Source organism: Streptomyces sp. NPDC051217 (assembly GCF_044455465.1).
GTDB lineage: Bacteria > Actinomycetota > Actinomycetes > Streptomycetales > Streptomycetaceae > Streptomyces.
This window is the reverse complement of record NZ_JBITEV010000016.1, coordinates 1-19,828: the sequence shown is the minus strand read 5'-3', so window position 1 is coordinate 19,828 and position 19,828 is coordinate 1. Positions and strand designations below refer to the sequence as shown.

Genomic DNA, 19,828 nt, shown 5'->3' with positions numbered 1-19,828 from the left:
AGCATCTTTCCCGATCAGGTGGTGAAGGGTGACCGATTCGGCAAGCTGAGAGGCCCAGCCGCATGCGAAGGCTGCCACGCCTTCATGAAAGGGTGCGGCGAGATGCTCAGCTCTAAAGACTCCGGCGCTGCCAGTGGTCCGGCCTGAACGCCAGGCAGATCGGAAGCAGTTTGCGTAAATATTGGCTAATCGGCATGTTTGCGCGCATTGTCGTGTTTGCAGTCTGGCGGCCATCGGAATCCGCTGTGACGAATCCCATCTGTAGGGGATCGGGGGAGCGGGATCCTAGCTGATCGGGCGTGCACTTGGTGGAGGACGCGGATGGAAGTGACTGAGTGGCCGCTATGACGGTTCAGGCGAATCCTGTTCTCTCTGGGGCGAGCCGTCCCGTGGAAGTGGACCCCGCGTCGTCCGAAGTGACGCGACTCCTCTCTCAGGCGGACTATGCGCGGCCTGGCTGCTCCAGTAGAGAGTGAGGGAGCCTGGGTTGACGAGAAACCCTTTACGGATGCCAGACATCCAGGGTCTCTCTACCACTGTCCTGGGATGCCGCCGTGCTCCAAGTAGACAGTCACGCCGCGGCGTCGGGCCTGGACGGCCTGCTCGATGCGGCGGGCCAAGCGCGGGATGGTCAGTCTTGAGATCTCGGAGACCGGGTGGAAGGCGACTGCGCGGATCTCGCCGTCCTTGAAGACGATTCGGTCCAAGAGGACTTGGTCCAGCACTCCGCCGTCGAACAGGTAGAGGATCTTGTCGCCCTCCGCGTCCGAGGGGGCCCAGTCCGCCGCGAGGAGTCGGCCTACCGGCGGGGTGATGCCGAGTTCTTCGCGCACTTCACGGACGCACGTCTGGAGCGGCGATTCGCCTTGCTCGACGTATCCGCCGGGGATGTCGCGATAGTCCTTGTAGGTTGGCTCGACCAACAGCAAGTGTCCGGCCTCGTCGAAGAACAGGGCTCCGGCCGCCATGAGCGGCGTGGCCTTGCCGGCCAGGAATTCGCTGCGGTCCATGCGGGGCAGCCTATCGATTACGTCCTCGACCTCAGCCGGTGCCCTTCAGGCCACGACGTGGAGCCGGCGGGCGAGTGCGGTGAGATTGCTGGGCGGCCTTCCTCGGGAGTTGCGTATCCAGCGGAGAACCAGTTCCCGGCTCATGGTGTGCTGCCGGATCTGCTCGGGTGCGATGGACTCCGCCTGGAGCAGGATCTCCAGAGCCTCGTCGCCTCGGTTGCGTGCCGCGAGGGCTCGGGCGACTTCAAGACTGTGCCGTACCTGCCGTTCGACGGGGAGGCCGCTGGTGTCCACGCGCCGGCCGAGGTCGGCAGCGATCTGGTGGTCACCAAGCTCGCCGGCGGTGGCCACCGTGTGGATGGCGACATTGGTGGGGCCGAACGCGGTCCAGAGTTCATTGCTGTCCGTGCCGAGACGCTGAGCGGCCTGATCGGCCCGGCTCAGGATGTCGCGTACGGTGTTTCGGTCTCCGAGGCGGGCTGCCGCCATCGCGCCGGCCAGGTGGAGCGCGCCGTACGCGGACACCCGCTCCCGGGAGGACTCCGAGGCCGTTGGCCGGAGCAGCTTCTCGGCGTCCTTCAGCAGGTTCAGGGCGGCATCGAACCGGCCGGTCGAGGTGAGGCAGTGCATCACCGACCTCAGCAGCGACCCGGTCACCGCGAGATCGCCACTGTGCTGGGCGGCGGAGAGCCCCCGGTCCGCGGCCATCCAGGCGAGTTCGGTCTCTCCTGCTTTGCCGAGTACCTGAGCAGTTGCTTGGTACGCAAGCGCCAGGAGGCGTTGGGCCTCGTCACGCTCCGCGCCTCGATGGGAGCGGGTGGCGGCGAGTGCGCTTGCCAGCAGCTCGGGGAGCCGGTCGGCCACCCACGCGTACCGGGCTGACTGGTAGCCGTCCATGGACGCGGATATGTCTTGGCGAAGCCCCACGAGCCCGATCGGTTCGCCCTCCTGCCGGCCGAGGGCGAACAGAGGGGTGAGCATGCGGTAGTCCATGAGGGCGGCCCGTAGGGCGGGCAGGGCGTGCCGTCCTGTGTCGTGGCCCCAGTCCATGAGCGTCGGCTCACCCAGCAAGTCCCCGACCGTTAGTCCGAGGGCGTCGGCCAGAGTCTGGATCACGGAGAGCCGGTCGAGTTCGATGCGGTTGTTCTCCGCCTTGCTCAGCCAGTCCGTGGTCCTGCCCACAAGCCCTGCCAGTACGTCCTGGGACAGCCCGCGCCGCCGCCGGTACCACGCGACCCGTTCGCCGATGGTCAAGGTGTCACTGATTCCGCGCATGGCCAGATCCTCCCCGTCCTCGCCCGGACGACCCCGGAAGGATTTTCCAGGGTGCGCACTCAGAACGCCCCTACGGTCACATCACCCAAGTCAACCCGCCTTCGCTTTTGCGGAATTGACGGACTGATCAACGTGATGACCGGGAGGCATGGTGCCCACCGCACCTCGTGCGAGGAACGAATACGTCGACCGCACTCATGCCGCCGAGTACGAGTGCGAGGCCGTGATCTTCGATTTGTTTGGCACGCTCGTGGTAGCCCCCAGTGATACCGAACGTGATTCGGCTGTACGGGAGTTCGCCGCCGCGATGGAAGTCGGCACCGAAATCGTGGACGCGGTCTTGGGCACCAGCTGGCGTGCACGCCACGACGGCCGACTCCGATCGGTCGGAGAGGTGGCCGCGTATCTGGTAGCCCGGTGTGGCGCGGCGAATGCTCGCGCGAACGACGTGGAAACGACGCTGCGACGCCTGGCCTTCGCCCGGCTACGGGCTGACCGCTCCGTATACCTGGCGTTGGACACGCTGCGACGTTCCGGAATCCGGCTGGCGCTGCTTAGCGACGCCTCTCCGGAGATCGCCGAATGTTGGGGGAGGACGCCGTTGGCGTCCTACTTCCCCACAGCGGTGTTCAGTTGCGAGGAATGCGCGATCAAGCCGGACCCTCGGCTCTTCACGCGAGCGCTGGAGCAGCTCGGCGTCCCGGCCCATAACAGCGTCTACTGCGGGGACGGGGGCGGCGACGAGCTGATGGGCGCGCAGCGGGCCGGACTTCGTGCGCTGCGTGTGACGCGTCGGGGCGGCCAGGAGGGGCTTGCTTTTGGGGAAACGCCCTGGCACGGAGGATGTGTGCCATCCGTGGAGGTCGTGCCGGCCGCGTTGACCGCGAGGCGGGAACGATGAGCCCGGTACGCGCCTGGACCGTAGGCGGCGGCTCACTGCGCCTCGCGGCTGCTCCGAGGCCCAGCGATACCGACGACACCACGTTGATCCACGTCCGGTACTCAGGGATCTGCGGCAGCGACATTCCCAAGCTCCGCACGTCATGGCGCGGCCCGCTACCAAGTCCGTGGTTCCCAGGGCACGAGATCGTCGGCACCGTTGCCCGCACTATCGACTGGGTCTGCGTGGATCCGCTGATCGGATGCCGATCGTGCCCCGCGTGCGCCGATGGCCATGTGCATCTCTGCCACGGTCTGCGGCGCGTCGGTTGGGATCTTCCTGGTGGGCTCGCCGAGGCAGTCCGCGTGCCGTCCTCCAGCGTCGTGCGGCTCCCCGCCCTGCGCGACCCGGCGCACGGGGTACTGACCGACGTCATGGCGGTGGCCTTGCACGGGGTGCGCTGTGGCCTGCCAATCCGCCCGGGCCGCCTGGGTGTCATCGGGACTGGCGCCGTAGCCGTGTGCACCGCCGTCTGCGCCGTTCAGGCGGGATGGGAGGTGCACATTGCCGCTCGTTCCGCCGAACGTCGCGATCAACTGCACCAGGCCCTCGGCGACGTACCAGTCACCGTGCACCAACGCACGCTGCCGCCGTGCGAAGTCGTGGTGGACGCGGCTTCCGGGCAGAGCGATGCCCCGTTGCGTCTTGCCGTGGCTTGCGTACGGGACGGCGGCACCGTTGTCGTCCAGAACGCCTACGCGCCGCAGGTCGTGTTGTCCCTGCCGCTGCGCAACCTGTTCCGCCGTTCGATCACCGTCCGCGGCTCCTATTCGTACTGCCGTGCGCACGGTCGCGACGACTTCCGCGATGCCCTGACCCTCCTGACTCATGGCGGCTCATGGGCCGACTTGCTCACCAAGGACCGCTATCCACTGCTCGACCTGCCGCGGGCGCTGTCCGATCTCCGTGGCACGGATAGTCGCCGGCCGCTGAAGGCCCTGCTCACCGCTGGCGTCTGACCGATCCGAATGGAGTGCTCACCGGTTATGGAGATTCCATCCCTCGTCCACAAGATCAATTCACCCGACGATATCGATCCCTGTGACGTCTACGAAGGCATCCTTGGCATCCTCGAACTCCCTGATGGTCACACGCGCGACGTGATGCTGGGGAGCGTCCTGACCGGCCTGCTCTTACGCGGCCCGCGAATCCCCGAGGTCGAAGCTGCCGTACGCGCTGCCACCGTCCTGGACCGGGATCAATGGGACTATTGCCAGCCACCTTCAGGTATGCAGCTCGTCGGCTACACCGGCAGTGGAAAGAAGACCTTCAAGACCCTCAACCTCAGCTCCGCTGCCGCTCTCGTCGCAGCCACCGGCGGCGCACACATCGCCAAGATCGGCTCGCGCAGCGCCTCGTCCAAGACAGGGTCCCGCGACTTCATCGACCTGGTTGGCGCGGAACCCGGCGCCGTGCCGCACGACGAGATGGTCGGCATCGCGGCCGAGTGTGGGTTCGGATTCTTCTCCATCGAGGACCGGGTGCCCGAGTTCGACAGTCGCTACGGCGGACGGTTCCAAGCCGTTCACGCGCTTAGCCTGGCCTTTCCCGCTCTGCTCAGCCCAGTCGTCTGCCCTTCCTACGTGTACGGGCTCTCGCACTCCGCCGTCGACGTCTCCGCTCAGCTCCTTGCCCGGCTCGGGCTGGCGGACGTGACCGTCATCAACTCGTCCGCCGGGGCTGCCCTGCACGTAGACGAACTGCTGCCCGGCGCCACGGTGCGCACCAGCCGCATCCGTGACGGGCTCGATGATTCGTCTCTGTCCCAGGACCTACGCCTTGCCGCGGCGGCCATGCCTGGTGACTTGGGCTCCATCGCTCAGCAACCCGATCCCCACGCGAACGTCGCCGCCGCTGTCAGTGTTCTGGCCGGCCACGGCAGTTCGTCGGCCCGCAACGCTGTAGCGCTCAACGCGGCGCTGCTCATGGTGACCGGCCAGGCCGTCCCCACCCTGCAGGCCGGGCTCGACACAGCGCAGGCCATCCTGCGCACCGACGCGGCCCTTGACACTCTGCGGCGCTTCGTCCGGCTCACCGGTGGCTCCCCGCACGCGCTTGAGGAACTCCGGCCGACGCCCCAGCACGTGGGCGCGTCCGCCCGGATATCACGCAAGGAGGAGATCTCATGCTGACCCGCGATGAACTGGGCATCGTCCATCTGGTCCTCAACACCGACTGCAATGCCTGGGACTTGGCCCCGACAACCGCGTCCCCCGGCGTCTGCCGCTTCTGCTACCGCGAGCGAAACCGGGTCGCCACCACCCCCACAGTCATCGCCCGGGTCGTCGACCGCATCCGAAGCGAATCCTCGGCGTACCGCATCGTCTTTACCGGCGGGGATCCGGTGATGCCGTACGACAACCACCTTGAGCCCGCCCTCCAGCACGCGCACAGCAGCGGCTTCGAGACGAACCTGCACACCAACGGCCTGCTCCTCAAGGACCGCTACCCCGACCTGCGTGAGAACGTCACCGTGTACTCCCTGGCCATCGACGGCCCCGACGCGGAGACCGCCGACTGGTTCCGTGGTCAGGGCTATTTCGACCGCTTCCAGGCCAACGTGACCATGCTCACCGCCGACCGCCGGCGCCTGGCCTTCAACACCTTCACCACGGCCGCTTCTCTCGCCGAACTCCCGCGGCTCGCCCAGCAGATCGCTGACTATGCCCAGGCCACCCCGGTTGAGTATTGGCTGATCTCCCAGTACCGGCCGATCGGCCGGGCCAATTCGCGCAAGGCCGGGATCTACGGTTTCAGCCGCGAGGACTTCGCCCAGGCGGTGAACGACGTCAGCGACCTCGTTCCCGACCTGCCGGTCTACGCACAGCCCACCCGCGAGCCGGACGACGCCTATCCGTTCCGCGTCTGGGTCCTGGGCGACGGCACGGTCACCGCCGACCTCGGCAGCGTCGCCGCTCCCCGCAACACCGATCTCGGCAACCTCCTGGCCGACGGCTTCGAGCCGCTCGTCCGCCGCGCGTTCGCCCTTCGCGAGGCCGATCCCTCCTGTACCGCGCCGACCACACCCCAGGAGACGTCCGCATGAAGTTCGACACGGCCTACTACGACAACGTCATTGACCAGCACCAGTACGCGCGCCTTGGTCTGGGCGCCATCGACTTCGCCCTGGCCGGGATGAGCCCGGACGACCTCCGCACCAAGTGGATGTGTCACACCGGCGCCCTCGACTTCGCCGAGGCTGTGGCGGCCGGTAAGCCCGCCACCGTCACCACGGGCATCGGCCTCGGTGGACCGCCGCACGCCGGCACCGTCTTCCAGCTCCTGCGCGCCATCAAACTTCAGCAGCAGGGCCTCGACGTGCAGATCGTGCTCGGCGACCTGGACTCGTACAACGCCCGCCGTACCCCGCTGGACAAGGTGCGCCGCATCGCCGACCAGTATGAGGATTTCGTCCGCCGTCTCGGCTTCGACGAGCGGCGCGGCGTACTGCGTCGCCAGGAAGGGCACACCGATGTCCTGGCCACCGCTTTCCTCCTCTCCCGTCACCTGGACGACGAGGACTTCCAATGGGCCGAGGAAGACCTCTCCGGTCTCTACCGCAATCACGGTGTCTTCGACAGCCTCACCTACGGCATGAAGCAGGCCACGCTCCTTATGGCCGCGGACTTCGTCCAGTTGCTGACCGAGGGCCGGCACGTCCTTGTTTCCCTCGGCGTCGATGAGCACAAGTACGTGGCACTCGCCCGCTGCGGTGCCGAACGCTGGGGCTTGCCCGCACACCAACTGTCCGGCATCTACACCAAGATGATTCCCGGCCTCGGGGGACTGCCGAAGATGAGCAAGAGCATCCCCGGCTCCGGGCTCGACGCATCCATGCCCGCCGACGACATCCGGGCCCTGATCACTGCCGACAGTGACATGCCCCGCGAGGACGAGGGCTCGGCTCTGCTTCAGATATACGCATGTCTGCCCGAGGTTGACGGCGCCTCTTACGACCATGCCGCCGCGGCCCGGAGAACCGGCTCGCCCGAGTGGCAGGTGCTGCGGGAGGAACTCGTCGAACGCCTGATCACCATCTTCTCCCACTGGCCGAAGTGACGGACGGAGCACTGATATGCCATCCGCACCCATGCCCTCCACGCGCCCGCTCGGCGACGCCGCCTCGTACTTCATCCGGGCCGGATACCGCAGCCGCGACAGTGTGGAGTACTTCGCCGACGAGACCGACGACGCCACGGTCTGGCAGCCCGACGTCTATCCCTACGCCGCCGCCCGCGCTGAACAACTGGGCTGCGACGCACTGATCGACATCGGCTGCGGCCGAGCCGGGAAACTCGCGGCCCTGACCTCTGTCCACCCCGCGTGGTCCTTCGTTGGCGTCGACTTCGGCGAGAACCTCCACTGGTGCCGTGCCAACCACCGCTTCGGCGAGTGGATTGAGGCAGACCTGGAGACCACCCGCGACCTCTCCCTCGCCCCTGCCTTCGTAAAGCGATCCCTCGTGGTCTGCTCCGACGTGGTGGAGCACGTACTCGACCCGCGCCCGCTCCTGGCCTTGGTACGCGGACTGCTTGCGGCCGGAAGCCCCGGCGCGGCCTTCTCCACCCCGGCCCGCGAGTTCCGCAGCGGCTATGAAACCGCCGGCCCACCCCGGAACCCCAGCCATGTCCGGGAGTGGGCCAGCGACGAGTTCCAGGCCCTGCTGCGTGCTTCTGGCTTCGAGATCCACTACGCGGGGCTCACTCGCAGCGACGACGTATCCAACGGGCTGTCCACCCAGCTGGTCCTCGTCGGCCTCGGGAAGGAGAACCCGTGACCATGGTCGCTTCACGGAGTCGGGGGCTGCGCGTCGTTCATCTCCCAGCCCGCACTCCGTACGCGCGCAAGCTGCATGGACCCGATTTCCACATCCTCAACGGGACCGAGATCAGCTCCGGTGCCACCGTTCCTGCGGCGGTGACCGCCACCTGGCTCCTCGCCCACGCCCCGCTCACCTGGCTCGACGTACTCCACCTGCACCACATCGACATCGAGGAACCGGCAGTTCTGGAGCGACTCCTTGACGCCTGCGCGGACTCCGGTGTCCGCGTCGTCTTCACCGCCCACGACACCCACTCCATGCACGGCGACGTATCCGCATTCACCGAACGCCTGCGGCTGCTCCTCAGCGCGGACGTCCGCTGGGTTTTCCTCACAGAGAGCTCCCGCACTGAGCTGACCGCTCTCCTCGGCGCGACCCCGTCGGCGACCGTCATTCCGCACGGCTACGTCGTACCTCCGGAAGCGCTCCGTCGGCGGGAGCGCGAACAGGCCACCGCGTCAGCCCGATTTCTTATGTTCGGTGCCTCGCGCCCCAGCCGCGACCAGCTCTCCCCCGTCATCAACTGGAGCCTGGGCGTCACCGACCCCTCCAGCACCCTCCAGCTTCTCCTGCGAGCCTTCAGCCCGGCCGACTTCACCCCAGGCAGCCCCGTTCCTCTCCTGCTGGAGACGGCCCGCCATGACCCGCGCATTCGACTGTCCATGCGTCCGTACCCCACGGACAACGAAATCACCAACGCGGGCCTTGCCTCGGACATACTCCTGCTCCCTTACCTCTGGGGCAGCCACTCCGGACAGTTGGAACTCGCCTTCGATCTGAACCTGCTCCCAGTGTGCTCACATACCGGCCACTTGCCGGAGCAGTACCGGCAGCACGAACAACTCGTCGCCGAACCAGAGTGGTTCGACTGGTCGACCGGTCACCCGAACCTCTTTGGCGAGCGCTTCCTCGCGGCCGTCGAGAACGCCGGTTCCCGCGCGGGCTTTGTCTGTCGGCGACTCGACCGCACCTTCCTGGACCACCGAGCCCAGGAGCACAAGGCGATCCTCGTCGCCTACACCGAGGTCTATGGAGGTGGCCGATGACGACTCCGCCCCGCATCTCGTGCGTCATCCTGGGCCACAACTACGGCCGCTATCTCGACCGCGCCATTACGAGCTGCCTCGACCAGGAACCTGGCGGTTACGTCCTGCACGAGATCGTCGTCATCGACGATGGTTCTACCGACGAGACGGAGGAGGTATGCCGTCGCTACCGGGATCGCGTCCGGATCGTCCGCCGCGACTGCCAGGGATTCGGCCCCACGCTGACAGACGCCTTCCTGCTCACCGGCGGCGACTGGGTGGCCCCGCTCGACGCCGACGACTGGTTCCACCCCGCCAAGCTCCGCATCTGCGCCGAGGCGATCATCGAAGATCGTCTCTTCATCGAGCACTGGGAGTACGTTGTCGACGCGGACGGCTGCCCCTTCATCGCCGATCCTCATCCCGGTGGAAACACCAGCACTCTGCTCGTACAACGCGACGCCGCCCTCACGCTCCTGCCCGTCACCAACGAGATCTTCTTCCACGCCCTGCGCGAGGCGGGTCACGGCCACGTTCTCCCCGTACCGCTGGTCCACTACCGCGTCCACGCGCACAACATGACAGACCGCCGTACTCCCGGTGTCTCTCAGCACTACCGGGCCAACGTCTGCACCGCACTCGCCCACCGACTGCGCACCATGGCTGCGGCGCCCCCGTCCTGGGCAACCGCCACCGTCCTGCGCCGGATGTCCCACCGCTTCTATGCCCAAGCCGCGGGACACCGCGTGGAGGCCCACGTACAAACCGGAGACCGCCCCGCCTGTCCGCGCCCGCTCGCCGCCATGCTGGTCGGCACAATCCGATCTTGCGCACCGCCCGGCCCCTGGCTCAGGGCGTTCGCCAGTGCGGTGACCGGCCACCCGCAAGCACCGCTCAGGGAGCTCGACAACGGCGGAGCCGGAGATACCGAAAGTGATCACTCAAATACAAGGGCGTGACCAGCGGTGATAAAATTGCCGCTTCCTATCTCTACTGGCCCCGCCAGTGATTCAACCCAGGAGCGAACAGGCATCATGAGCCGCCTCAGCGAATCCGTAACCCGCGCCATGCAGATCCTCACCGGATCGGACCTGGCCGCGGACTATACGGTCGCCCGGCTCCTGGAAGAGACATATACGCGGCGCTCCCTGGAGCTGTCGGACCTCGCCCCCCAGGAGCAGGCCGCTCTGGTCGAAGGCCGCGCCATCAACGTGATCCCCTCGGCCTCCACGCTCGCCGACAAGATCACCGCCGCGCAGGCTGCGGGCCGGCCGTTCATCGTGAAATACGGCATCGACCCGACCTCGCCCGACGTGCACCTCGGCCACTCGGTACCGATCATTATCGCAAGCCGGTTCCAGCGCATGGGCCACCACGTCGTGTTCATCATTGGCGACGTCACGGCGAAGATCGGCGATCCGTCCGGACGCTCTTCTGACCGCCCGCCGCTCACTGACTCCGACATCGCGGCCAACCTCTCCGGCTACCAGGCTCAGGTCACCCCGTTCATCGACTTCGAACGCGCCGACCTCCGCTTCAACGGGGAGTGGCTCAACAAGGTCAATCTCCCCGAGCTGGTCGAGATCCTCGCCCGCGTACCGGTCTCCATGTCCCTTCAACGCGAGGACTTTCGCAGCCGGCTCGCCGCCGGCGACGGCCTGTCGGTCGCCGAGTTCGTGTACTCCGTGGTCATGGCACTGGATTCGGTCGCCATCACCGCCGATGTCGAACTGGGAGGCGTCGACCAGCTCCTCAACCTCCAGATGTGCCGCAAGGTCATGGAAATCAGGGAGCAGACCCCCGAGGTCGTCATCACCACCCCTCTCATCGAGGGCACCGATGGCACCGGTTCCAAAATGAGCAAGTCCAAGGGCAACTACGTGGGCCTCTCCGCCGCCCCGGACGAGATCTACGGCCGTCTGATGTCCATCCCTGACCACGTCACCGAGCCCTACCTCAAGCTGCTCACGGAGTGGACGGACGACGAGATCCAACTGGTCACCAAGCGGCTGGCTGACGGCACCGCGCACCCCATGGCCGTCAAGCGCATCCTCGCCGGCGAGGTCGTGGCAGCCCTGCACGGCTTGGAGGCCGCTGAGGCAGCTCGTACGGAGTTCACCGCCCGCTTCTCCAAGCGCTCCTTCGGCGATGCCCAGAACCTCCCGGCCGTCTCCCTGAAGGAACACGCTGAGACCACCTTGGGTCAACTGATCAGTCAGACCCTGGACTTCGCCCCCAGCTCGTCCGCTGTCCGCCGCATCGCCAAGCAGAACGGCCTCCGCCTGATCAGCGAGACCGGCGACGGTGACCAGCACACCACGACGCTCACCGAAACCGCGGTGCAGCGGACCCTCGCCGCCGTACTCGCCGAGGTCGACAGCAGCGAACGCGCTGACCTGTATCTCAAGGTGGGTCGGAAGGTCGCCCGCGTCGACAGCTGAGGACATAGAACGGCGGCGCCGACTCGTAGTCGGCGCCGCCGTTCATGTCTCCCGCTTGCGCGCCAGGAACCCGTCGGAGCGAGTTGCCCTGGCCGCACCCTCCCGGATTCGCCAGCCTCAGCCCAGCCCCTGGTGCCGCAAGCCGGGCAGACCAAGCGCTCATGTATCGGCTCCAGCCTCGGCAGGTGGCCGCTCTTAGCGGGGCGACTCTCTCCCGATTTGAGCCAGTTCGCCGGGGGCAGACAGGAAAGCCCGTAGAAGGACTGGCGTCGAGGGGCAAGCCATGTCAACGTAAACGACCTTCCCGGATCTTCAGGTCACGTGGTTCGGAGCCCGGTAATGGCTCAGGTAATCCCTGAATTCCCACTGACGATGGCTCTGCCGTGTCGCCCCCGGCGCTCCGCCCGCTTCGTGCACGTACCGAAGATCTACCCCCGTGTCCTTGGAGGCGCTCCTGAATCCGCATTTGCCGTTCGATCCGTCCCTTGTGAGCGGCGCTCATCCCGCGTACTGGGTCGGTCCCCGGCACTTGGCCGGCGACGACGGTCGTCTCTACGACGCCGTCGCGGACAGCCTCACCGGCTTCGGCTGGACAAGCCTGACTGTCGTTCGAGGGCGGCGTGAGCTCGACGAGCCGCTGGAGGACCATCAGGTGCTACGCAGCACGGTCCTGCACATAAGTCGCGACGCCCTTCGGTGGGCTCAGTGGGTGCTGCCGGACGAGCCGTTTCACCTCGGTGGGCTGCCGATCGCGTGGCAGGTTTCTGCCTGTTCGGACGCGAGCAGTCCGCTCGCGGACTGGTCCGCCTACTTCACGCTCGATGTCCCAGGTGAGGTCATCACCGACTTCCTCTTCGCGCTCGACGAATGCGGCCAGCCCACGACCTTGCCAGTCGGCCCGGAGGCGGTCCTCGATGCGGCCACCGCGCACGGTTGGCTCCTCGACGCTGACCAACCCCACGCGGCGGCGATACACCCGACTTTCACCGCCCGCCTCAGTCTCGGTGAGGTGCCGCCCCTGATCCAGGATGCCGACTCCCGGGCTCTGACCGCCGAGGCGGAGGGGCCGGGGGCGATGGGCTGGCAGGCGTGGGCTGAGCCGGCTATGGGCGCCCCGTACCTGTGGGCTGCGTCATTTGGCGCCAGTGTGCCGCACGGTCTTGTCGCCGCGTTCGCCTGCTCGCTCAGTTCCACCGCGCCGGTGTTGCGCAGGGTGCTGCCGGAGAGCACGCGGGACCAGCTCCTGCGTGCCCCCGCCAGCTGACCATCGTTCCCACGCTGTGAAGCCGGGCCTCCCGAACGGGAGGCCCGGCTTCGCCTTGCTCTGGCAGCTCGTTGCCACTACTGAGAGGCAGCCCGGCCCGGCGATCTTCACGCCATGGTCACTGAGTGAAGCGGCCCCTCATCAGAAGGCGTTGGGAGCGAAGGAACGTACTGGCTCCACCATGAGTGCGAGCAGTCGATCGAACTCGTTCCGTTCGTCCTTGCTCATCAGCTGGGTGGCGTTGCCGAGGGTTTTATGGGTGAGCTGCTGCATGAACGGGGCGAGGAAGCGCTGCATGGTTTCCGGGGCTTCTGTCCTTGCCTGCACGTACTGCCGGTACCGCGCGGTCTGCGCACGTACTTCTGCGAGCTCGGCGTGGGTTGCCATGAAGACGTGAGCCTGTTCCTCCTTACTGAACGGGCGTCCGTCGCGGTGGGTCCACGTGTGGGTGTCGGGCCGGTACTTGAAGTCCGCGTCGCAGAGCAGGGCGACGATGTCGGATCGGAAGTCGGTCTTGGGCATACGGATGCTCCTCGTGGAATTGGGAGCTTCAATGGTCTGGAGAATCGCCGGTTGGGCTAACCGGCGATCGTCGGCTATGTTGCGCCCGCTTCCCCGGGTCAGTGCGGACGGCCGGGGTGGTTCGCTGCCTTGGCCGCTGGTGGTGTGGTGGGTGTTGGGGTCGGGGTGCGCCGGCCGTCTCGGGCGGATGTGGCCTGGGGGTTTTCGGGTGCGGCGGGCAGGTGGGCGCTGCGGCGAAGGCGCCAGACGAGGACATCGCTGATGGAGGTGGCGGTGTCGAGCTCGCGACGTCGGCTGGCTTCCGCGAGCAGTGCAGCCGGGTCATGGCCCGCCTGCCGGGCGTCCGCGAGGGTGGCGGCCAAGGCGAGCCAGCCGGGCTCGGCCTGGATTCGTTCGGCGAGCTCTGGCAGTGCCTGGTGCAGGAGATCGGCTTGCCGTTGCCGCATACGCGGTGCCAGACGCTGGCCTCGCCGGCAGAGGGCGGCGATGGGGTGGGCTGCGGCGGCCTGGTAGGCGGTGCGCAGATGCTCCGCAGCTTGCTGGGCTGCGGCGGCCTGCTGGCTGTGGTGCCTTTTGGCGTGCCAGTTCGCGGCGGTGATGGCGAGGAAGACGGCCATGTCGATGACCATCGCCGTGGTGGCTCCGTCCTCGCCGCGGCTGAGGGCGGGGCCGCTGTGGACGAGATCGTGGGCGGCCTGTCGCAGGGCGTGGTCATGTCCGCGTACGGCGCGCACGTGAGAGCGGCTGGCCCGCTCGAACACGAGGGCTGCCTGCCGGAGTTCCGCGCGGGTGTGGGCGGCGGAGGTCCTGGCAAGTGCGTCCAGGACCTCCCCTGCTGCGGCGATCTGTGCTGCTGCCGTGCCGTCGTCGCCGTGATCGATGATCAGTAGGGCCTGCCAGGTGGCGGCAGCGGCCCGGCGCCGAGCGAACGCGGGATGGGTCACTGGCGGCAGGGTGGGCTGGGCTGTCTCGGAGCCGCCCTCGGAGGCCGCCGTTGCTTGGAGGGACCAGCGTTCGCGTATGCGGGGCAGGGACAGGTCGGGAGCGAGTGTGGAACCGGCATAGAAAACCGGCTCGTCGTCCTTGTTGCGGTCGCCAGGCAGCGCGACCTTGTAGCCGAGCAGGTCGCCCGACGGTGCGATCCGCTTGCGGATCAGCAGGCCGTCGGCGGCCAGACGGTCGAAGAACTCATCCGTGGAGGCGGCGCCGGCCGAGGCGCCGCGCACGGCCTCTCGCAGCTCCTCTCGCGCTGTGCGCTCCCGCCCTGCCCGTTGGGCTTTGTGGCGTTCGGCGCTGGTTGGGCGTTTGGCGGCGGTGCCGTCGCCGGGGTTGAGCTTCCGCAGGCCGTACTCGGCTTCGAGGAGGCGGGCTTCGGCCTGGGCGCGGGCGACGTCGTTGTTGAGGCGTGGTCTGCGGCCGTCTTCGCGGACGAGGGTGGCGATGATGTGGATGTGGTCGTCCGCGTGACGCACCGCTGCCCAACGGCACGCGGCATCATCACCGTCGGGGGCGATGCCGGTGCCGGCGACCATACGGCGGGCGATGTCGGCCCACTGCTCGTCGGTGAGGTACGGGTCGTCGGGAGCCGCGCGGACGGACAGGTGCCATACGTGCTGGTCTAGGCGGCGTGAGGGGGACAGGGCGTCGACGGGCTGGTCGAGGAGCTGTGCGAGGTCGGCGTAGGTGGCGTCGGGGTGGCGGCCGGGGTCGGGGGCGAAGGCGTCCCAGGCGGCGACGAGGTGCGGGTCTGTGTGCTCCTCGCACCTGCCGGGCTCGTACAGGTAGAAGATCAGGCCGACCGTGCGGCTGCCCCGCTTGTGAACACGAGGAATCATCCGGACCGGTTCTCGTTGCTGAGGTAGAGCTGAGTGAAGGCGTCCACCCGTCGCGCCGCGCGTTCGACGGCGTCGAGAACGGCGGACGCTTGGAGTGCGTCGGCGCCGGAGTTGGCAGCCTTGGCGACCTGGTTGAGGTTGTTGCCGATCTGGCCGAGATGCCGGCGCAGCGCGAACAGCTCACTCACCACTTCGCGTTCACCGGCCACCTCGGCGGCGGTGCGGTCGAGGTCTCGGGCGGCGTTGAGGCCGGCGCGGGCGAGGAACGCGGCGATGCTCATACCGCAGGCGGTGGCACCGTCGGCGAGGAGACGGTACTCGGTGTCGTTCATGCGGCAGCTCGGCTGGTGCATGCGCTTGTCGTCGTCACGCAGACGCTCACGCTGCTTCACACGCGGCTTCAACGGTGCGGCGCAAGCGTGCTGACACGACGAACGACGGCAGTCGTGCTGCTGCTCCTGCTGTTCCGGGTGGAGGCCGCCCTCGGCCGCATCCGGATCGGCCGGCGCCCCCTGGCGCCGACCGGCTCCCGCCACCCCCGGGGCGGGAGATGCGTGAGCATTGCTGCCATCGGCAGCAATGCTCACGCGATAACTTGCTCCGCCTGAGATTGAGTTGGGGTCCTCCTGACCTGGCTCGTGGGCGGGGGTCTTCTGCGTGTCTGTCATCGGGTGCGGTTCCTTGTCGTGCCTGGTTGTCGGATGTCAGGTGGTGGTTTCGGTGCGTAGTTCCCTCAGGACGAGGCCCAGGCGGTCGTTCCGGCCGCCTGTCAGACCCTCCTGGCTGAGGATTTCCCGCAGTTGGACCCGGCTGACGGTCTCGTTGCCGTCCCGCTCCAGGAGGGCCGGAACATGGGGTCTGACCCTCGTGACGAGCTGCTCCACCGGCAGCGCCGATCCCCTCGACGCGCCCTTCGCCTGGTGTGCACGGGTCCGCTTCCGCGTGCCCTTTCCCTTCGGCTTCCGCCGTGCGGGGACCGAGCCAACACGGCCCCGGTCCCCGTCCCCGTCCCCGTCCCCGTCCCCGTTCCGGTCCCGGTCCCGGTCCCCGTGTCGGTCCCGGTCGGTCCCCGGTCTCCGGTGGGGTCGGTCCCCGACTTGGTCCCCTTTGGTCCCCGGTGCGGTTGGGGGGTGTGAGCAGGCATTTCTCCCGCGAAACGCTCGGTCCCCGTGTCTTGGTGCCGGCTCCTGGGGACCGGTCCCCGTTCGGTCCCGGCTGTGCGGTCCCCGGTGGGTTCGGCCCCGGTCTGGGGACCGTTGCCGGGGGCCGAGGGGGTCTGGGCCTGTGGTGAGGGGACCGTGACTGACGCCGGTTCAACGGGGTCGTCGTGCCTGGTGGTCCAGGGGGAGGGGAGGGGGACGGTGGCGAGGGTGTGTGCGTGCCGGCGGGCGGCGAGCTGGTCGAGGAGTTGAGCGCGTTGCTTGGTGTCGGTGCCGACGGCGGCTCTGCCGAGTGCCTTCGACAACTTCCGTGTGAGGCGTCGCCCGCGCCACTTTTGTCGTTGGGTGGGGGTGTGGTCGGCGAGGCGGGTGGCGAGGGTGACGGCGCGGGTGGTGGCGCGGTCGCGGGTGATCTGTGCGGCGTCGCGGTCGCGGGCGGCGATGCCCAGACGTGACAGGAGGCGCTCGCGCACTTCCCGGCTGAGGGTGGCGAGCAGGCTGCGGGAGGCGGCGTCCGGTTTGTGCAGGCGCAGTTCGATGCCCATGGCGAGGTGCCAGAGCGTCGCGGCCATGACGGGACCGACGAAGGCGCGGACCGTGCCGCCGACCGGTCCGGACTCGGCGTAGGCGGGGATGATCTGCACCCCGGTGATGACCCACACCAGGGTGCCGGGCAGCCCGGGGACGCCCTGGCTGTTGAGGTTCTGCCGTGCCATCAGCGCGGTCGCGAACAGGGCGAGTTCCGCGGCGCCGAACATCGTGGCGCGCTCCAGGGTGCCGGCCATGTCGAGGTAGTCGGCGGCGAACCGCCAGCTGGTGTCGGCGCTGTAGGCGGTGCAGCCGACCGCCGCGAGCGCGGCGACCTTCACCGCCGGGCTGCCCGGCCGACGCTCGCTCCGTGCGGCACGCCGTCGACGCGCCCATCCCGCCGCCGCGAGGGCGACCACGCCGGTGACCGCGATCCCGACCGCGAGCAGCGCAGGCAGGCCGGTGAGAGAACCAGGGGACAGGAGGTTACTCATGCGGCCTTTCCGATAGGGGGGTTCGCCGAGTCGGCCGACGGCTGGCGGGTCACCTGCTTGTCCGCATCGGGGCCGTTGGGCGCGGGTCGGCTGCTCGTCGAGCTTGGCCTTGGACGCTCGGAGGTCGTTGCGGGCTGCTGGGTGTGCTGCGCGGCGGCGGATTCGTGGCGGCTCGGGTGGGGTGTGGTCCGGGGGGCGTTGCCCCTGGCTCCGCCGTCGGGGCCGACGCGCCTGCTGCGGCAGGGCTGCCCCTCGGGGGCATGGCACCAGTCGCAGCGGACACCAAGCGCATCAGGCTCGCCCCGTGTGATGGCCGTCTCACGGGCAGAGCGGGTGGGCCGGTAGGTGGCCAGCTGCGTGCGGACGGGCGGGGGGATGCACGAGCCGATCTCCCTCAGCCGCGCCTCCAGGTCGGGGCGTGCCCGTCCGCCGGTGAGGGCGCGGTGCTGGGCGGGCTCGACGCTGCCGGTGGCCACGGCCCTTCGTGTGCGGGCGAGTTCGGCGGTCCAGGCGGCCTGGTCGTCCGGATCGGCGGTCGGGGTGGGGTCGGTGTGCCGGTGGAGGCGGTCGCGGCGGTAGGCGTTCCACCGGCGGGCGATGTCGGCGGGGAGGATCGGGTACGGCGAGTTGAGGATGTGCTCCCGGGCGACGAGGCGGGTGTCCCATCCGTGCCCGGTGTCCAGGGGCACGTCGCCGAGCAGGTGGTGCCACTGGGCTATCTGGTCGCGGGCTTCGCCGGTGTCGGTGCGGATGAGGCGCGGGTCGAGTCGGCCGAGGTAGGCCAGCAGAGCGCCGACTTCGTTGGGAATCATGTGCTACTCCGTTCCGTTCGGCTCGTCGAGCGCGGCACACAGGGCGGCGATGTGGGCCTGGGTCCGGGTCATCCCGCCAGCGGGGGACGGGCCTTGGCCGGGCATTGCGTAGAGGTTCGGGCGGCTGGCGGTGGGGCTGTGCTCCCGGACGATCCAGGACCGCCAGTCCGCCGCCCATGCCGCCGCCGTACGGGGCTCGAAGTCCGCGCGGTGGGCACGCCACTTCGCGTCGGCGGCGGCGAGACCCTGTTCGCCGAGGCGGTCGAGGTGGCCCTGCTGCCGGGCCCAGGCGTGGGTGTCCGGGCCGGCCTGCCACTGGTCGGCCGAAGTGACCGGGGCAGCACCACTGCTGCTGTACCTACTACGGTTCACCTTCGGTTCACTACGGTTCTGGGGGTCGGATTCTGACCCTTCTGGGGGTCGGTTTCCGACCCGTCGGGGGGTCGGATTCTGACGTGAGGGGTCAGATTCCGGCCCGGTCGGATTCTGGCGATGGGGGTCGGATTGTGACCCGCCCCTGGGCCAGATCCCGTGCCTCCGCAGCCGCTTTCCGTCCAGCTCAGGCACTGGATCGGAGGCGGTCGGCGGCTCGACAATCGCCTCGGGGTCGTCCTTCGTGGCCGCGGCGAGGTTGGCGAGCTGTGCGGCGGTGCGCGGCAGCCGGTACACCGTGCTGCGCTGCGGACCGACGAACATTTCCAGCGTCTCCAGCTCGCCACTGTTCACCAGGGTGGTCAGAGCGCCGCGCACGGCGTTGCGGCTCGCGTTCGTCCGCTGCATGAGAGAAGCGATCGAGGCCCAGGCGACGCACTGCTCGTCCGGCACCCGGTCGGCGATCGACAGCAGGACCAGACGCGCGGTTCCCCGGCTGGAGCTGTGCTCCCACACCCACTCACGGGCGTCCTTGCTCATCGGCCGCCCCGGCGGCCGACTGCGGTGGGACCAGGCGGCTGGCTCGGCCTCGGGGCATGGGAGACGCCTACGGCAGGCTGGACCGTAGGGTCGGGCATGGAGGTTCCTCACCCGGTGGCCAATGGGCTGGCACCCATGGCACACCGTCGTGTTCGTCGCGGAAGGGCGAATCGGCAGGGGACTTGGCGGCTCCCGGCGCTCAGCGCGCCGGGAGCCGGCCTCATTTCCGGGCGGCCGAACCCAAGAAGCCACACCCACGCCGCACAAGTCCAGCATTCACCGGAGAAAGCAGACAGCTGTCGGCGAACACCTGCCGCAGGGCCTTTCAATAACGGTAGACCCGAAACGCCGGTTGACGAAAAAGCCCGCGCACCGGCAAAGCCAGAAGCATCACACCGCGGAAACCTTGCACAGCCGCCGCGACCCGAGCTACAACACATAACCCCACGTCAGACCACACCTCGACGCCCGCCGCCGACACCCGTGCTTCGCCCCCGGGCGCCCCGCTCAACTTCCCTGTGACGGTGAAACGGGGCGCAACATAGCCGCAGAACGCCGGTTCACCAAACCGGCGAACGCGAGGTACAAATTTGGCTATGGAAATCAGACCGCTCGCAATAGGGCAGCCAGGAATCCGGGGTGACCCCATCATTGAATTCCTCCGCACCCGGCAAGACATCGACAAGTGTCAACTTGAGCTGTACTGAGATTTGTGGAGTCCCTGATGCCAGGGTTACGGTCCTGGCGAAGGAGATCCACCAGCACCATGCCAGCACCCCGTAAATACC

The 19,828-nt window shown here is 68.2% G+C and carries 19 protein-coding genes; 10 read left to right on the top strand and 9 right to left on the bottom strand.

Annotation, left to right across the window (positions count from 1 at the left end; translation table 11 throughout):
- Window positions 1-530: 530 nt before the first annotated feature.
- Window positions 531-1,010: an NUDIX domain-containing protein gene (locus tag ACIBBB_RS29380; protein WP_398987242.1), complete on the bottom strand. Its 480-nt coding sequence runs from the start codon at window positions 1,008-1,010 to the stop codon at window positions 531-533.
- A 45-nt stretch (window positions 1,011-1,055) separates the two neighbouring features.
- On the bottom strand, window positions 1,056-2,285 hold the full coding sequence (locus ACIBBB_RS29375) for a helix-turn-helix domain-containing protein (protein WP_398987240.1): 1,230 nt from the start codon (window positions 2,283-2,285) through the stop codon (window positions 1,056-1,058).
- Between the two features lie 148 nt (window positions 2,286-2,433).
- Between ACIBBB_RS29375 and ACIBBB_RS29370 the strand changes: the two genes are divergently transcribed.
- The 10 genes from ACIBBB_RS29370 to ACIBBB_RS29325 all read left to right on the top strand — a co-directional run bounded on the left by ACIBBB_RS29370 (window position 2,434) and on the right by ACIBBB_RS29325 (window position 12,777).
- Entirely contained in the window at window positions 2,434-3,186 is a 753-nt protein-coding gene (locus ACIBBB_RS29370; RefSeq protein WP_398987238.1) for an HAD family hydrolase, read from the top strand.
- Window positions 3,183-4,184: a zinc-binding dehydrogenase gene (locus ACIBBB_RS29365; RefSeq protein WP_398987236.1), complete on the top strand. Its 1,002-nt coding sequence runs from the start codon at window positions 3,183-3,185 to the stop codon at window positions 4,182-4,184. Before ACIBBB_RS29370 ends, ACIBBB_RS29365 begins: the two co-directional genes overlap by 4 nt.
- A gap of 27 nt (window positions 4,185-4,211) precedes the next feature.
- On the top strand, window positions 4,212-5,357 hold the full coding sequence (locus ACIBBB_RS29360) for a hypothetical protein (RefSeq protein WP_398987234.1): 1,146 nt from the start codon (window positions 4,212-4,214) through the stop codon (window positions 5,355-5,357).
- The gene (locus ACIBBB_RS29355; RefSeq protein ID WP_398987232.1) at window positions 5,351-6,271 is read left to right on the top strand and encodes a radical SAM protein; all 921 of its coding nucleotides are present in this window, start codon (window positions 5,351-5,353) and stop codon (window positions 6,269-6,271) included. Before ACIBBB_RS29360 ends, ACIBBB_RS29355 begins: the two co-directional genes overlap by 7 nt.
- Window positions 6,268-7,284, top strand: coding sequence for a hypothetical protein (locus tag ACIBBB_RS29350; protein ID WP_398987230.1), 1,017 nt, complete (start codon window positions 6,268-6,270; stop codon window positions 7,282-7,284). The genes ACIBBB_RS29355 and ACIBBB_RS29350 overlap by 4 nt, the downstream gene beginning before the upstream one ends.
- Before the next feature lie 16 nt (window positions 7,285-7,300).
- A complete protein-coding gene (locus ACIBBB_RS29345) occupies window positions 7,301-8,002 on the top strand; it encodes a class I SAM-dependent methyltransferase (protein ID WP_398987228.1) in 702 nt (233 codons plus the stop codon).
- Window positions 8,003-8,004: 2 nt separating this feature from the next.
- Window positions 8,005-9,093, top strand: a complete 1,089-nt coding sequence (locus ACIBBB_RS29340; RefSeq protein ID WP_398987464.1) for a hypothetical protein — start codon at window positions 8,005-8,007, stop codon at window positions 9,091-9,093.
- On the top strand, window positions 9,090-10,031 hold the full coding sequence (locus ACIBBB_RS29335; RefSeq protein ID WP_398987226.1) for a glycosyltransferase family 2 protein: 942 nt from the start codon (window positions 9,090-9,092) through the stop codon (window positions 10,029-10,031). The genes ACIBBB_RS29340 and ACIBBB_RS29335 overlap by 4 nt, the downstream gene beginning before the upstream one ends.
- A gap of 75 nt (window positions 10,032-10,106) precedes the next feature.
- Window positions 10,107-11,513, top strand: a complete 1,407-nt coding sequence (gene tyrS / locus ACIBBB_RS29330; protein WP_398987224.1) for a tyrosine--tRNA ligase — start codon at window positions 10,107-10,109, stop codon at window positions 11,511-11,513.
- A gap of 442 nt (window positions 11,514-11,955) precedes the next feature.
- Window positions 11,956-12,777 carry a DUF317 domain-containing protein gene (locus ACIBBB_RS29325; RefSeq protein WP_398987222.1) on the top strand — a complete coding sequence of 274 codons (822 nt, stop codon included), beginning with the start codon at window positions 11,956-11,958 and terminating at the stop codon, window positions 12,775-12,777.
- 141 nt (window positions 12,778-12,918) lie between these two features.
- Here the strand turns inward: ACIBBB_RS29325 and ACIBBB_RS29320 are convergent, their stop codons facing one another.
- The 7 genes from ACIBBB_RS29320 to ACIBBB_RS29290 all read right to left on the bottom strand — a co-directional run.
- The gene (locus ACIBBB_RS29320) at window positions 12,919-13,299 is read right to left on the bottom strand and encodes a hypothetical protein (protein WP_398987220.1); all 381 of its coding nucleotides are present in this window, start codon (window positions 13,297-13,299) and stop codon (window positions 12,919-12,921) included.
- A 98-nt stretch (window positions 13,300-13,397) separates the two neighbouring features.
- Window positions 13,398-15,134 (bottom strand): relaxase/mobilization nuclease domain-containing protein, encoded by a 1,737-nt coding sequence (locus ACIBBB_RS29315; protein WP_398987218.1) that lies wholly within the window; start codon window positions 15,132-15,134, stop codon window positions 13,398-13,400.
- On the bottom strand, window positions 15,131-15,526 hold the full coding sequence (locus ACIBBB_RS29310; protein WP_398987216.1) for a plasmid mobilization protein: 396 nt from the start codon (window positions 15,524-15,526) through the stop codon (window positions 15,131-15,133). The genes ACIBBB_RS29315 and ACIBBB_RS29310 overlap by 4 nt, the downstream gene beginning before the upstream one ends.
- Window positions 15,527-15,903: 377 nt before the next feature.
- The gene (locus tag ACIBBB_RS29305; protein ID WP_398987214.1) at window positions 15,904-17,316 is read right to left on the bottom strand and encodes a hypothetical protein; all 1,413 of its coding nucleotides are present in this window, start codon (window positions 17,314-17,316) and stop codon (window positions 15,904-15,906) included.
- On the bottom strand, window positions 17,313-18,128 hold the full coding sequence (locus tag ACIBBB_RS29300) for a hypothetical protein (protein WP_398987212.1): 816 nt from the start codon (window positions 18,126-18,128) through the stop codon (window positions 17,313-17,315). The genes ACIBBB_RS29305 and ACIBBB_RS29300 overlap by 4 nt, the downstream gene beginning before the upstream one ends.
- Before the next feature lie 3 nt (window positions 18,129-18,131).
- Complete coding sequence (locus tag ACIBBB_RS29295; protein ID WP_398987210.1) at window positions 18,132-19,040, bottom strand: helix-turn-helix domain-containing protein; 909 nt, start codon at window positions 19,038-19,040, stop codon at window positions 18,132-18,134.
- A 560-nt stretch (window positions 19,041-19,600) separates the two neighbouring features.
- Window positions 19,601-19,828: hypothetical protein (locus tag ACIBBB_RS29290; protein WP_398987207.1), on the bottom strand; the 228-nt coding region annotated here is incomplete at its 5' end.